We start from the raw sequence: 14113 nt of genomic DNA, 5'->3' as shown, positions 1-14113 counted from the left end.
AGAGGATAGAGCGTAGAGAAAAAGGTGCTGCCTTCTCTACGCTCTATCCTCTATTGGTCTACGCTCTGCTTTTATGCGCTGGGCTTTGGTGGGTAGGGCTTGGTCTGTGAGCTGCGCTGTTCCATGGGGACGTAGGGTGCAGGCCACGCGGGGCCGGTGTAGTCGGCACGCGGACGGATGAGGCGGTTGTCGTCGTGCTGCTCGATCACGTGGGCGCACCAGCCGGAGATACGGCTGATGGCGAAGATCGGCGTGAAGAGATCGATGTCGATGCCCAGCGTCGTATAGGTGCTGGCGGAGTAGAAGTCGACGTTGGCGTTGAGCTTCTTCTCTTCCTTGATGAAGAGTTCGATCTGGCGCGACATCGTGTACCACTTGGGATTGGCGTCCTTGCCCAGGTCTTCGGACATCTTGCGAAGGTGCGTGGCGCGCGGGTCTTCGGTGGTGTAGACGCGGTGGCCGAAGCCGGAGATCTTCTCCTTGTTCGCCAGCATCTTGCGGACGTGCTCGACTGGATCTTCGCCGGCCTTGTCGATGTCGTAGAGCAGGTGCATCACGGCTTCATTCGCTCCGCCGTGCAGAGGTCCCTTGAGCGCGCCGATGGCGCCCGTAATGGCGGAGTGCAGATCGGACAAGGTGGCTGCGATCACGCGCGCGGCAAAGGTGCTGGCGTTGAGCTCGTGATCGGCGTGCAGGATCAGGGCGACATCGAGCGCCCTGATGGCCGTCTCGGAGGGCTTTTCGCCGTTGAGCATCCAGAGGAAGTTGGCTGCGTGAGAGAGCGAGGTGTCGGGTTTGACGATCTCCTTGCCCTTGCGGATGCGGTCGAAGATGGCAACGATCATCGCGATCTGTGCGGTCAGGCGAAAGCTCTTGCGGATGTTCGCGGTGTGCAGCGTGGACTTCTCATCGGCATCGTAGATGGAGAGCAGCGAGACCGTGGTGCGCAGGACTTCCATGGGAGAGGCCGTTTTGGGGACGTTGCGCAGGAAGGCGATCACGTCGTCGGGAATCTGGCGTGCGGCGGCGAGCTGGTGCGAGAAGTCGTTGAGCTCGGCAGCGGTTGGGAGTGCGCCGTTCCACAGGAGATAGGTGATCTCTTCAAAGCTGGACTTCTCCGCGAGCTCGTGGATGTCGATTCCGCGGTAGGAGAGGATGCCTTTGTCTCCATCGATAAAGCAGATGGAAGATTCATTGGCGACGACGTCTTGTAGACCTTTGGGTGCGGCGGTGGACATGAGAACGCTCTCCGAGCGGGAATTCAACAGCGTCACTGATTATCAAACCGCGTGGATTCGCTTGTCACGGAGGATGAGCGAATATCGGTAGTTGTGTTCGATTTTATCTATTGACTAAGCGAGAGGCCGCGAAGGGCGCGAGATCTATCGCAGGAGATTTGCCTTCGATGAGGTCGGCCATGACGGCTGCTGTTGCCGGAGCAAGCAGAATGCCGTTGCGGAAGTGGCCGATCGCAAGGAACTGGCAGGGTGTGTGGGCGTCGAGGATCGGGAGGCTGTCGGTGGTGGCTGGGCGCAGTCCTGCCCAGGCCTCCACCTGTGGGGCTGTGGCCTCATCGGCAAGCGAGGGAAGAAGCTGTGCGGCCAATGAGCGAAGGTGGTCGAGGCTCTCTGGATGGAGGGCCGTGTCGAAGCCGGCGTCTTCAAGGGTGGCTCCGATCAGTGCTGTTCCGGCTTGCGGGCCCTGGGTGCGCGGCACGATGTAGATGTGCTCGGTGCGGTGGACCTCGCGCAGTGGAAGTGTGGCAGGGAGCTGTACGCGAAGCATCTGGCCCTTGACGGGACGTACCTGCAGGCGAGCCCACGCGCCCTGGGTGTGGATGAGCTTCGCGGGAGAGAGTTCGCCGTTGCTCTCTACACGCAGCAGGCTTTGATGGGTCTCGGTGATGGAGAGAAGTTCGGTGTGCTCGCGAAGATCGATGGAGGTCGCGCGGACTGCCTCAAGCAGCGCGGGGGCGAGTTGACGTGGATCGAGTGAGTGCTCCACGAGCCTTTGGGTACTGCCGTCGGGCATGTACTGGATCGTTGTGTCGGTCTGGAAGGGGACCGCGAGGCCGGAGAGCGATTCGATTCGCTGCAGGAACGCTGGATACAGTGAGCGGCTGAGTTGGGAGAGCGGTAATAGCGCAGGAGGGTTATGCGGATCGTCTACCGCGAGCATGCCGGCGGCGGCGGTGGAGGCGTGCTGGAGTGCTGTAGATCGTTCCAGCACAGTCACTTGTGCTCCTCGAAAGTGGAGCTCGAGAGCGAGCGAAAGACCGATGATTCCGGCTCCGGCAATTAGAATGTCAGGGCTTGGCAGCGAATTCGCGTTCATTGGCATCCAACTGTGGTTGTAGCGCGTCCATACTCTCCCAAGCGTTGAGATAGAGAGACTTAGGACATAAGCGCGGGAAAAAAGGAGCGTCGAATGAACGATAACGATCGCGAGTACGTTGTAACGCCGTCTGTGCCGGGCTGGCTGACGGGCATAGCTGTTGCAGGTATTTTACTGGCTCTGGGAGCGCTTGCCTGGAGCTTCTCCCTACAGGCCACTTTAAAGGGCGAACAACAGAAATTGGATGCTTCCAGTCAGCAGAACACCGCTTTGTCGCAACGGCTGGATGAGACCAACGAACGGATGCGTGCGCAGGCCCAGACCCTGGGACAGAGCGTAGGCCTGACGCAAAAGCAATTGGAGGACAAGTCCAACGAGTTGATTGCGGCCCAACGAACGGTGACGGCTACAACCGCGCGGTTGCAGAGAGAACAGAATGCGACTTCCAAGCAGATAGGCGCTGTGCAGACAGATGTCTCGTCTGTGAAGTCTGATGTTGGCGGCGTGAAGACCGATGTTGCGACGACGCAGGCTGATCTCGCGCAGACCAAGACGCAGTTGACGCGAGTGATGGGTGATTCCGGTGTGATGAGCGGCTTGATTGCGACCAATCATGACGAGCTGGAAGAGCTGAAGCATCGTGGCGATCGTAATTACTATGAGTTCACGCTGCACAAGGGTGCTCCCGCACAGAACGTCGGAACCATCAAGGTGCAGTTGAAGAAGGTCGACCAGAAGCGCTCCAAGTACACGCTGGCAGTGAACTCGGATGACAGGAACATCGACAAGAAGGACAAGAACCTCGACGAACCCGTGCAGTTTTATTCAGGCAAGACGCCTGCGCTGTTCGAGATCGTCGTAAACAACATCAGCAAGAACGAGGTAACGGGTTATCTGAGCACGCCGAAGAGTGCGCCTGTTCCGATCTCTGTTCCCTAGCTTTTGAGAGGTTGCAAGGAACGCCGCGTATCCATTGGATGCGCGGCGTTTTTGCGTTTGCAGCTTTACGGCGGTACTAAAGTACCGCCCTTTCAAAGCCAGACACTTGCTCAAAGGTTCCTAGGGGATGGTGATGGTCTGCGGCGCTTGATGGGCGAGATTGACGGTGACGATTGCCGACTTGCGGGCCTTCCAGTCTGCTTCCGTCAGGCCGGGGAAGTGCAGCAGGACGGTGCCTTCGGCAGAGCCTCCGGGAGCGATCTGGGTCTGGCCATCGAGTGGTTGCGACATCATCGGCGTGAGGGCGGGGAAGCTCTCTTCGATGCGTGCAAGATCCGCGGCGCTGGGCGAGGTGGTGTCGAGCGTTTCGTCCTTTGGAGACGTATAGGTTGCGGTTATGGTGGTGATGAAGAGCGGGAGACGCAGCTTGTCGTCGATGTGCAGGGTCGCGACGACGTAGAGGTCGTTTTCGATGTGTGCGCTCTGGCCGATGACGTGCATGCCGCTGTTGCTGTCTTCGGCTTTGAAGGCTGTCTGTGCAGCGTAGAGCTGAACCTTGGGGACGCTGAGTTCGGCTGTCTTGCGGGGGTTGAGGTAGTAGACGGCGCCCGCGATGATGGCGAGAACGATCACTGCGATCAGGATTGACTTTGCGGGACTGCTGCTTTCTGCGGGGCCAAGGTTGAGGTCGGACATGGTGTGAACAGGATAGCGTGCCGGTGGTTTTTGTCGCCGCTGCGGTTCGTGCTTCGGCTTGAGGCCCCGTGGTGATTCCAGATGCGGGGGTCCTTCGGCTACGCCTCAGGATGACGACGAAAAACAAACAACGGCAACGACAAAAGCAGCTGCGAAATCAGGGCCGGGGCCGGAGGGTGGAGAGGAACTGGTCGACTGGCTGGGTGTTGATGAGGTCCTGCGCGGTCAGCCAGGCGCGACGGAGTTGTACGATGCCGTGGTCGATCTGGTCGAGGTCCGCGATGGAATGCGCGTCGGTGTTCACGATCAGCTTGCAGCCCAGCTCTTTGGCCTGGCGCAGGTGGAGGTCGGAGAGGTCCGAGCGTGCGGGTGCGGCGTTGTGTTCGACGGCGACGCCGAGCCGGGCGGCGACCGGAAGCAGTTGCGCGAGGTCGATCTTGTAGGGTTCGCGTTGCAGGACCTTGCGGCCGGTGGGGTGGCCGAGGATCTGCACATAGGGGTTCTCGGTGGCGCGAAGGACGCGGGCGGTCATCTCCTCCTGCGTCTGGTTGAAGCCGGAGTGGACGCTGGCAATCACGATGTCGAGTTGTGCGAGCGTCGCGTCTTCGAGGTCGAGGGTGCCGTCGAGCAGGATGTCGACTTCGACGCCGGTGAGGATGCGGAAGGAAATCGTGGGCTCCGTGGCATTTGGCTCTTTGTCCTTCAGGCGCCGTTCGTAGCGTGCCCACTGCGGGCCACGCCGGGCGACGAACTCCTCGGCAAGCTCGGCGGAGATCTCGCGAATGCGTTTGGCATGGGCGAGGGCTCGGGTGTCGTCCATGCCGTTGGTCATGGCGAGGTTCTTCGAGTGGTCGGTGATGGCGATGTACTCGAGGCCGCGTTCGATGGCGGCCTCCGCCATCTCGCGGATGCTGTTGCCGCCGTCGGACTCGGTGGTGTGCATATGCAGATCGCCGCGAAGATCGGAGCGGACGATGAGGTGGGGGAGCGTATGTTTCTCCGCGGCTTCCAGCTCGCCGCAGTTCTCGCGCAGCTCGGGTGCGATGTAGTCGAGGTCGAGCGCGTTGTAGATCTCCTGCTCGCTGGCAGCGGCGACGATGACGTTGTCTTCGAGTCTGAGCAGGGCGTATTCGCTGAGCGTGAGGCCGCGCTTAATGGCCCGCTGGCGCAGCGCGACGTTGTGATGCTTGGAGCCGGTGAAGTATTGCAGTGCGGCGCCGTAGCTGGCCCGCGGTAGCAGACGAACGTCGACCTGCAGGCCGTTGCGTAACGTGAAGCTGACCTTGTTCTGGCCCTTGGCGAGCAGCTTGTCGATGAGAGGCAAGCTGGCAACGTGCTCGACGGCTGCGGCTACGACATCGGCCTCGCAGGCCGGGCCGGTGACGAGCAGGTCGAGATCGCCGCAGGTCTCGCGACCGCGACGCAGACTGCCGGCGGGGGTGATGGTGTCGATGCCGGGGAACTGGCGAATGAGTTCGCTGATGCGTTCGGCGTGCTCGCGTGCGACGTCGATGCGGAAGCGCGAGGCGTTGCGGCGATGGTCTTCGATGCCCTTGATCAGCTTGTCGGTAAACTTCTGGCCCATGCGCGGCAGGGTGAGCAGGTCGCCGCGTTTAGCGGCTGCTTCGAGGGCGTCGATATCGGCGATCTGCAGCGCGGAGTGGAGCATCGCAACCGTCTTGGGGCCCATGCCGGGGAGGCGCAGGAGTTCGAGCATGGTGGGGCGATACTTCTGCAGCAGTTCTTCGCGCAGGGGCATGCTGCCGGTGGCGACCAGGTCGCGGATGTTCTGAGCCATGCCTTTGCCGATGCCGGGAATGGCGAGCAGGGCTTTGGGGTCGGCGTCGGGAGTCGCCAGGGTGGCGAGACGCGTGGTCTGCTGCTCGACGGCCTCTGCGGCGCGGCGGTAGGAGCGGACGCGAAAGGGGTCGGCTGCATCGATTTCAAGCAGCGCGGCGGTTTCATCGAGCAGACGGGCGAGAGTGATGTTGTCCATAGGTGATCCAAAGGCCCGGGGGCAGCATCGATTGTAGATGCCTACACCCGGGCCTCTGAAGTTACGGATAGATTGTGTGTGAAAAGCCTCGGAAAGTGGGCGGAGAACGAGAAGCTCAACGAGGTTTTAGACGCGACACGTTATATAGCCTTTGTGCGAACAACCTGGTCCGCTTGCGGACCTTTTGTTCCCTGGATGACGTCGAATTCAACCTCATCGCCTTCTTTCAGGCTCTTATAACCGTCAAGCTGGATGGCGCTGTAGTGGACAAACACATCCGGACCGCTATCCCGTGCTAAAAACCCAAAACCCTTTGCATTGTTAAACCACTTAACCGTGCCCTTGTACTGTGCCATGAGGCCCTTCCCAAAAACGGAAAATGGGCTCCCCGCGTGAGCGGAAAGCTCGTACTGGTTTATATGCAAAACCGGGCCTTTGGGATGCCTGACTGGAGGTTGGGGTTTTATTTCTAACTGATGGGAAACAGGACGTTTCGGATATCGGGCAAGTAATGTTTCGTGGTTTTCAATGTGAGGTGTGCGGATAGATCACGTGCTCGATATCCGCACACCTCTGCAGCAGTTTTTCTGCAGCTTATGCCTGCTGGGTGCGGCGCAGGGAGTCGTAGAACAGGACGCCGACCAACGTTTTGCCGTCGAGGATCTTGCCGTCGTGGATCAGGCGCAGGACCTCGGAGAGCGGAGTCATGTGGATCTCGATCCGTTCGTCGTCTTCGGGGGTCGCTTCGCCGAGCGTGAGGTCTTCCGCCAGCAGGATGTTCATGGCCTCGGACAGAAACCCAGGGCTGGCAAAGTAGCGGACGTACTTCGACCAGCGCCTGGCGCGGTAGCCGGTCTCTTCGATGAGCTCGCGCTTGCCTGCGGGGATGGGCTTTTCACCCAGCTCGATGCGTCCGGCCGGAAGCTCCAGGAGGAACTGGCCTGCGGCGTGGCGATACTGGCGGATGAGCAGAATGCTGGGATCGGCGGGGTTGGTCCTGGTGTCGACCGCGAGCACGACCACCGAGCCGTTGTGGCGGATGACGTCGCGCTTGGCGCGAACACCGCCTGGTTCTGCGACATCGTCGGCGGTGATGGAAAAGATTCTGCCCTTATACACAACCTTCGACGAGAGCGTGCGGCCCTTGCCGGAGAGTTTGAGGGGCTTGGCCGGTTTTGGCGATGCCGGCTTGGAGGAAGCCGCAAGAGGCTTCTTTGCAGGGGTTTTCTTCTTTGTGGAGGGTGTCTTTGTCGGTGCCATGACCGTACAGTACATGAAAGAACATGAGGATAGAGTGTAGGGGGTAGAGTGTAGAGGCAAAATCTGTTTTCTCTACGCTCTATCCTCTACGCTCTACCCTCTGCATTTTGCATCGGTATGCCCTGTTCTGCCATCCAAACAAGATCAGGATGAGAGACTGTAACTGAATGAACGTTGAGTGCCACGACCTCTCGACACTACCGGGAACGACCGCGCTGTTCCGCGACTACGCGGACATGCGCTCGTCCGCGCATGCTGCCGCTCTGCGGCGGTGGTATCCGTCCGACCCCTTCACGATGGACTGGGCGAAGAGCTCGCCGGAACTGGAGGCCGCGCATCGGGGACGGCTGGCCGATGCCCTGCTAAGGCAGTCCGACGGCTTTGACGCGAGCGGCGCGGTGCTGGCGAATATCGAACGATTACGGAATGGCGCAGCGGCGGTCGTTACCGGGCAGCAGGTTGCGCTGTTCGGCGGACCACTGCTGACGCTGCTGAAGGCCGCGACGGCCATCAGGAAGGCCCAGGACGCGACGAAGGCCAGTGGACGGGATCATGTTCCAGTGTTCTGGCTGGCGAGCGAGGACCACGATCTGGCGGAAGTCGATCAGGTGACGTTGCTCTCGAAGACTGAGACGGAGACGCTGCGGCTGGGACTGCGGGCGGAACGTCCGGTGCCGGTGGGCGGTCTGCGGGTCGATGGCGGCAATGAAGAGGGACGGCTGCGGTTGGAGGCTGAGCTGGATCGTGCCAGCGAGCTTTTGGGATGGGCTCCGGTCTGTGAGCTGCTGCGGGCCTGTTATGCGCCCAATGCCCATCTGGCGGGTGCGTTCGGGCGGCTGATCAGCAAGATCTTTGCCGCACAGGGCCTGATCGTCATGGATGCCTCGATACGCGAATTTCATGCGCTGGGCGCGCCTGTGCTGCGTGAGGCGATTGCGCATGCTGAAGAGATTGAAGACGCTCTGCTGAAGCGGAGCGAGGAGCTTGTGAGCGGTGGGTATCATGCCCAGGTGCTTGTGGCTCGGGGACATTCGTTGTTGTTCCTGCTGGACGCGGAGACGGGTGCACGGTTACCGTTACGCCGGCTTGGCGAAGGCCAGTGGAAGGCCGGTTCGCAGAGTTACTCCACCGAAGACCTGTTCGCGATTCTTGAGAATGAACCGGAGCGTTTGAGTCCCAATGCGTTGCTGCGGCCGGTGTTTCAGGATCGCATTCTGCCGACGGCGGCCTATATCGGCGGTCCGGCGGAGATTGCTTACTTCGCGCAGTCGGCGGTGGTGTACGAGAAGATTCTGGGGCGCGTGACGCCGGTATTGCCGCGGCTTTCGGCGACACTCATCGAGCCTGCGATTGCTACGGCGATGGCGACGCATGAGGTCTCGTTGGCGCAGATGTTCGAGGCCAAGACGGTGGATGCGCTCGCGCTGCGGCTGGGGGCTCGGGCGATGCCGATTGAAGGCAAGCGCAAGATTGCGGCTGTGGGCAATGCGATGGATATCGAGTTGACCGCGCTGACCGAGTACATGAGCGCGATGAGTGCGGACCTGGCCCGTGCGGCAGGGGTTTCGGCCAGCAAGATGCGCTACCAGATGAATCGTCTGCGGCGGATGGCGGCGGCGTTCGAGGTGCAGAAGGAAGCGTCTCTCAAGAAGCATGCGACGGCTATGATGTTGAATCTGTTCCCGGATGGGCATTTGCAGGAACGGCTGCTGGGTGGGGTCTGGTTTGTGGCTCGGTATGGAGATGCGCTGCCGGAGTTGCTGGTGGAGCATGCCGGGCAGGAGTGTCCGGGGCATCGGGTGATCTACCTGTAGGGTTTTGTAGATTGCTGGTCTGGGCAGCGTGCTTTTCCTCTGGAATCGTACAAAATGCGGGGGTCCTTCGCGTACCGCTCAGGATGACGGCGAAAAACAGGCAACGGCAACGACTTCGCTGTACGATCTGCTGATGCTGGATGGAACTACAATCGTTGGGAATACGTAACAGCTTCCAGAGAGGTTTTACGTCATGCACGTTCTTTTCGCGTTGTGCCTTCTTCCGTTTGGAGCCATTCACTTTCTTCCCACGATCGTCGCGGCGTTGCGCGGTTCGCGGAGCGTTGTCGGTATCTTTCTGCTGAACCTGTTTCTCGGCTGGACGGTGATCGGATGGATCGTCGCCCTGATTTGGGCGTTCCGCAGCGAGCCCAAGTATGTCTACGCTTATTCGCCGATGCAGCCGCGCCGGTTCTAAAATGTCCATCGAGGTGTTTTGCGATGGGACTAAGCGATCAGGCGTTTGAAGTGACGTGTCCGGACTGCAGTGGAATCTTGAAGATCGATCCGGTGACGCGCTCGGTGATTGCGCATACCTCGGCCCAGCGCAAGAAGACGTTCGAGGACTTCGGCGCGGCGGCCAAGGCGCTGAAGGAGTCGGATGCCCGCCGGGAGTCGCTCTTCGCGCATTCGGTGCAGGCGGAGAAGAACAAGGACGACCTGATGGCGAAGCGGTTTGCCGAGGCTGTGAAGAAGGCCAAGGAGTCGCCTCTGGGCGAGAGGCCGATGCGGGATTTCGATCTGGAGTAGTACAGGTACCGGGCCACGCTGGATTCTTCTCGACGAAAGAGTGAGGATTGATGAGCGAGGAATCGAAGAGGCCTGAAGAGGGCGAGTCGACGCTGTCCAAGGAAGCGCCGCCGGCGTGGGAGACGGTCGCAACCCCGGCGTACCAGCCTCCAGTGCGACCACAGGCACCACCATCGGCTGCTGGAGCCTATCCGCAGGGCTATCCGGTTGTGCCGGGATATCCAACGGCATCTGGATATCCAACGGCGCCAGGCTATCCTCCCGCACCGGGCTATTCGCCGCAGCAAGGGGCAGGTTATCCACCGCAAGGCTACCCGCCACCGCCTTCGCCACCTCCGCCCTCGGGGCAGGGCGGCTATCGGCCTGTCTATGGTGGAGGGCCAAGCGCCACGCCTGGTGCGAGCTACGGTGCACCCGTGTATGGCACGGGCTACCCTCCGAATTATCCCCCTCCTTCGGGAGGCTATAACGGCCCGCCGCCGCCCTATGGGCAGCCAGGATATCCGCCTCCGCCGGTCAACAATTACTCGTCGGGGAGCGCCGCGGCCGAGATACTGGCCGTCGCAGCGTTAATGTCGGGGCGGCGTCGCATACGGCGGCATCTGATCATCTGGCCGCTCCTGTTTCTGGTGATCGTAGCGCTGACTCTTCTGCACGGCTGCATGAGGTTCCTGCATCTCGCCGACAGCAACCAGCCGGAGATCAGGGTGATGTATAAAGCCTGACCCTCTACGACCTGACCTGGCCGTGTTCGCCATAGCTCAAAGCGCAAACCCTGACGTTTCAGCACAGCGCGAAGCGCGTTCCCTGATGCTGAAGCATCAGGGAGACGGAGGGAGCCGTAGCCTTTAGGCTACGGAATCAAGGGCAGGCGAGAATCGGGCTTTAGCCCCGGGCCTTTTGTTCGCAGCTGAAAGAAGGCCCGGGCCTAAAGGCCACATCTTCGCTAAGCCTCTAATTCCGTAGCCTGAAGGCTACGGCTCCCTCCGTCCCGCGACGCTAAAGCGTCACGGTTTGCGCTTCGCGCTATGGGGTAACGCTGGTTCTTCAACGAAGTAACGGCTAGGTCGTGGTCCAGGCTGTGCCGCCCGTGAAGTCGCTGGTGAGCACGGTGTTGAAGGTTTCGAGGATGGAGGCTGTGGCCATCGTCAGGCCCAGCTCGCGATTCTTCGTGAGGGAGGCGACGGAGAAGTTCTCCGAGCCGACGAAGATCTTTTCCGCGCCGCTAACACCGTAGTCGGCGAGGATGACCTTGGCGTGGATGTAGAGCGTCGTGGAGGTGTCCTTGTAGGTGCGGATCTGTACGCCGGCCTTGTTGAGGGCGTTGAACTCGCTCTCGTACTCGTTGTCGTCGTTGGTCATGATGACCTTTACGACGACGCCGCGCTTGGCTGCGTTCTCCAGAGCGGTGACGATGGTGGAGTCGCTCATCTCTTCATTTTCGACGGTCAGGCTTTGGGTTGCACCATTGATGATGGCCACGAGATCGGTGCTGGAATCGGTCGGGCTCCAGATGAGGCTGTAGGCCGTGCTGGGGGTGACGGTGGCGTTGGTGAAGTCGGCGTTGAAGACCTTCTCGATGGCGGCGACGTTGGTCTGGTTGGTGTCGATGACGGCGAAGTCGCGGGTGGTCGAGTAGTACTCACTGGTGAGGTTTGCCGTGAGGATCATCGAAGAGTCGCCGTCGACGGTGATGGTCTTCTGGTGGGTCGCGGAGTAGGTGGGGTTCGCCCAGTGGACCGAAACGCCGTTTTCGTTGAGGTAGTTATAGGCCGTGGTGTTGCTGCTCTTCTCAAGATTCTGGTCGAGAATGACGCGGACGGTGACACCCTTCTTGGCGAGCGCGGCGAGATCTTTCTCTGCCGTCGTGTCGACGAGCTCGTACATGGTCATGTCGAGCGTCCTGGTGGCGGTGTTGATGAAGTTGTAGATCGGCGTAAAGCCCTGGTCGGGTTCGGTGATGATCGTCTGGGAGTGGGCTGCGCTGGTTAGGAGGGTGGCGGCGAGGGAGAGCAGGACGATGCGGAAAGGCGTGTACTTCACAGGAGCCTCGATTCTGGTTGGTGAAACCTGAAACTGCGAGCAGGGTAGAGCCTGTGTTTGGGACTGTCCAATGAATTTTCGTCGTTGTGGATAACGGTTTCGTCACGGAAAAGTAATACAGGTGCGGCGACCGGTAAACTGGTAGATATGCCGCCGATTTTGAATGCTCAGGGCGTGTCGAAACGCTTTGGCGCGACGCCCCTCTTTGAAAAGATCTCTTTTGCCGTAAACGACGGCGACCGCATTGGGCTGATTGGGCCGAATGGGGCTGGTAAGTCTACCCTGCTTGCTGTGCTGGCGGGGGATATAGAACCCGACACAGGCGAACTGGCCGTGCGCAAGCGCGCGCGTGTGGGTTATGTGCGGCAGATCTCCGAGTTTGCCAAGGGCGCGACCGTGCGCAGCGTGGTGGAAAAGGCGCTGCAGCGTGCGCATGTGCCGGAAAATGAGCACGAACAGCGGCTGCGCGAGACGCTGGGGCGCGCCGGGTTTGCCGACGATGGAGCGGACAGCCATGTGCGCATGGACGCCGAGGCCGCGAGCCTGAGCGGTGGCTGGAAGAAGCGCCTGGCGATCGCCGAGGCCATGGTGACGCAGCCCGATGTGCTGTTGCTCGATGAGCCGACAAACCATCTTGATCTCGAAGGAATTGAGTGGCTGGAGGCTATGCTGCGCGCGGCGAACTTTGCCAGCGTGGTGGTCACGCATGACCGCTACTTTCTGGAGAATGCCGCTAGCGAGGTTGTTGAACTGAGCCGGGTGTATGCGGAGGGTGTGCTGCGGGTGCGCGGGACGTACTCCAAGTTCCTGGAGGGCCGCGAGCAGTACATGGAGTCGCAGACGAAGATGCAGGAGGGCCTGCGGAACCGGGTGAAGACGGAGATCGATTGGCTGCGGCGTGGACCGAAGGCGCGTGCGACCAAGGCCAAGGCCCGGATCGACAACGCCCATGAGCTGATCGGCAAGCTGGCCGAGGTGGATGCGCGGACGCGCACGTCGTCGGCGGGCATCGAGTTTGCGGCGACCGACCGGCAGACCAAGCGGCTCATCGAGATGGAAGGTGTTTCGATTACGCTGGGCGGACGCGAGATCGTCGGCGGTGTGAACTTCGGCCTGACCAACGGGATGAAGCTTGGGCTCGTGGGCCCGAACGGTAGCGGCAAGACGACGATTCTGCGTGCGATGTCGGGTGAGTTGCCGGCGAGTGCCGGGACGGTGAAGCGGGCGAATGCACTGCGCATCGTTTACTTTTCTCAGATGCGTGAGATTGACCCTTCGTTGACGCTGCGGCGGTCGCTTGCGCCGGACTCCGATTCGGTGGTCTACCAGGACCGCGTGGTACATGTGGCGAGCTATGCGGCGAAGTTCCTGTTTTCGGGCGACCAGTTGAATCAGCCGGTCGATCGACTGAGCGGCGGTGAGCGGGCGCGCGTGTTGATTGCGCGGCTGATGCTGCAGCCTGCCGATGTCCTGATGCTCGACGAGCCTACGAACGATCTCGATATTCCTACGCTGGAGATTCTGGAAGAGTCGTTGCTGGAGTTCACGGGGGCGCTGGTGCTGGTGACGCACGATCGCTACATGCTGGATCGTGTATCGAATACGGTGCTGGGCCTGGATGGCAAGGGACGGTCGAGGATCTTTGCCGACTACTCGCAGTGGGAAGAGTGGAAGGAACAGGAAGAAGGGAACAGCAAACAGGAGACAGCGAGTGCTCCGGAGAAGCGTGGGGGCGGGGCTTCGGGGGGGAAGAAGAAGCTCTCGTACCTGGAGCAGCGCGAGTTCGATGGGATCGAGGCGCGGGTGGATGCTGCCGATGCTCGTATGGCGGCGGCGCATGATCGTTTGGCTGAGCCGGCAGTGGCTACCGATGCTGCCGCGCTTACGGCGGCGTTAGCGGAGATGGAAGCCGCGCAGGCCGAGCACGATACGGTGTATGAGCGGTGGGCGGAGCTGACGGAGAAGCTGGGGTAAGGGCTCCGTTGCCGTTGTTCTTCTAGTTGTCATTCTGAGCGAAGTGAGGAACCTGCTTTCTCCCGCTTTTTGCCTGTGTCAGCACAGGTGAAAAGCGGGGGAAAGCAGGTTCTTTTGCTTGCGTTTCTTCGGGGTACGAACGAAGAACGGGAGGAAGCAGGTTCCTCGGCTGCGCCTCGGAATGACAACCAGAAAAGCAAGAACAACGACAAAAGCAGAAGCAGAAGCAGAAGCAGAAGCAGATTCCCTGCGGGAATGACAACTAGAACTGCAAAGGCAAAAGCAACGGCCAAAGCCCACGGCAAGA

13 protein-coding genes are annotated in these 14113 nt (G+C 60.6%); 6 read left to right on the top strand and 7 right to left on the bottom strand.

Annotation, left to right across the window (positions count from 1 at the left end; all coding sequences use genetic code 11):
* Window positions 1–71: 71 nt before the first annotated feature.
* Both HDF15_RS11940 and HDF15_RS11935 read right to left on the bottom strand, forming a co-directional pair.
* Window positions 72–1238 carry a citrate synthase gene (locus HDF15_RS11940; protein ID WP_184255786.1) on the bottom strand — a complete coding sequence of 389 codons (1167 nt, stop codon included), beginning with the start codon at window positions 1236–1238 and terminating at the stop codon, window positions 72–74.
* Window positions 1239–1341: 103 nt separating this feature from the next.
* Complete coding sequence (locus HDF15_RS11935) at window positions 1342–2334, bottom strand: FAD-binding oxidoreductase (RefSeq protein WP_184255784.1); 993 nt, start codon at window positions 2332–2334, stop codon at window positions 1342–1344.
* A 93-nt stretch (window positions 2335–2427) separates the two neighbouring features.
* Here HDF15_RS11935 and HDF15_RS11930 point away from each other — a divergent pair, with 93 nt between their 5' ends.
* Complete coding sequence (locus HDF15_RS11930; RefSeq protein ID WP_184255782.1) at window positions 2428–3273, top strand: hypothetical protein; 846 nt, start codon at window positions 2428–2430, stop codon at window positions 3271–3273.
* A 120-nt stretch (window positions 3274–3393) separates the two neighbouring features.
* Here the strand turns inward: HDF15_RS11930 and HDF15_RS11925 are convergent, their stop codons facing one another.
* The 4 genes from HDF15_RS11925 to HDF15_RS11910 form a co-directional block, all read right to left on the bottom strand.
* Window positions 3394–3969, bottom strand: coding sequence for a hypothetical protein (locus HDF15_RS11925; protein ID WP_014265937.1), 576 nt, complete (start codon window positions 3967–3969; stop codon window positions 3394–3396).
* A 157-nt stretch (window positions 3970–4126) separates the two neighbouring features.
* Complete coding sequence (locus tag HDF15_RS11920; RefSeq protein WP_184255780.1) at window positions 4127–5965, bottom strand: PHP domain-containing protein; 1839 nt, start codon at window positions 5963–5965, stop codon at window positions 4127–4129.
* A gap of 140 nt (window positions 5966–6105) precedes the next feature.
* Complete coding sequence (locus tag HDF15_RS11915) at window positions 6106–6321, bottom strand: cold shock domain-containing protein (protein ID WP_044178653.1); 216 nt, start codon at window positions 6319–6321, stop codon at window positions 6106–6108.
* Between the two features lie 238 nt (window positions 6322–6559).
* Window positions 6560–7225: an NUDIX hydrolase gene (locus HDF15_RS11910; RefSeq protein ID WP_260331023.1), complete on the bottom strand. Its 666-nt coding sequence runs from the start codon at window positions 7223–7225 to the stop codon at window positions 6560–6562.
* A gap of 167 nt (window positions 7226–7392) precedes the next feature.
* Here HDF15_RS11910 and bshC point away from each other — a divergent pair, with 167 nt between their 5' ends.
* The 4 genes from bshC (at window position 7393) to HDF15_RS11890 (ending at window position 10514) form a co-directional block, all read left to right on the top strand.
* A complete protein-coding gene (bshC, locus tag HDF15_RS11905) occupies window positions 7393–9039 on the top strand; it encodes a bacillithiol biosynthesis cysteine-adding enzyme BshC (protein WP_184255776.1) in 1647 nt (548 codons plus the stop codon).
* Window positions 9040–9232: 193 nt separating this feature from the next.
* Window positions 9233–9457, top strand: a complete 225-nt coding sequence (locus HDF15_RS11900; protein ID WP_014265932.1) for a superinfection immunity protein — start codon at window positions 9233–9235, stop codon at window positions 9455–9457.
* A 23-nt stretch (window positions 9458–9480) separates the two neighbouring features.
* Window positions 9481–9789: a hypothetical protein gene (locus HDF15_RS11895; RefSeq protein ID WP_184255774.1), complete on the top strand. Its 309-nt coding sequence runs from the start codon at window positions 9481–9483 to the stop codon at window positions 9787–9789.
* Between the two features lie 50 nt (window positions 9790–9839).
* A complete protein-coding gene (locus HDF15_RS11890) occupies window positions 9840–10514 on the top strand; it encodes a hypothetical protein (protein WP_184255772.1) in 675 nt (224 codons plus the stop codon).
* Between the two features lie 337 nt (window positions 10515–10851).
* Here the strand turns inward: HDF15_RS11890 and HDF15_RS11885 are convergent, their stop codons facing one another.
* On the bottom strand, window positions 10852–11832 hold the full coding sequence (locus HDF15_RS11885) for a phospholipase D-like domain-containing protein (RefSeq protein ID WP_184255770.1): 981 nt from the start codon (window positions 11830–11832) through the stop codon (window positions 10852–10854).
* A 147-nt stretch (window positions 11833–11979) separates the two neighbouring features.
* Between HDF15_RS11885 and HDF15_RS11880 the strand changes: the two genes are divergently transcribed.
* Complete coding sequence (locus HDF15_RS11880; protein WP_184255768.1) at window positions 11980–13806, top strand: ABC-F family ATP-binding cassette domain-containing protein; 1827 nt, start codon at window positions 11980–11982, stop codon at window positions 13804–13806.
* The last annotated feature ends 307 nt before the right edge of the window (window positions 13807–14113 follow it).

The sequence above is a fragment of the Granulicella mallensis genome (assembly GCF_014203225.1).
Taxonomy (GTDB): Bacteria; Acidobacteriota; Terriglobia; order Terriglobales; family Acidobacteriaceae; genus Granulicella; species Granulicella mallensis_A.
The sequence above is the reverse complement of the archived record's forward strand: the minus strand, read 5'-3'. Positions and strand labels throughout refer to the sequence as shown.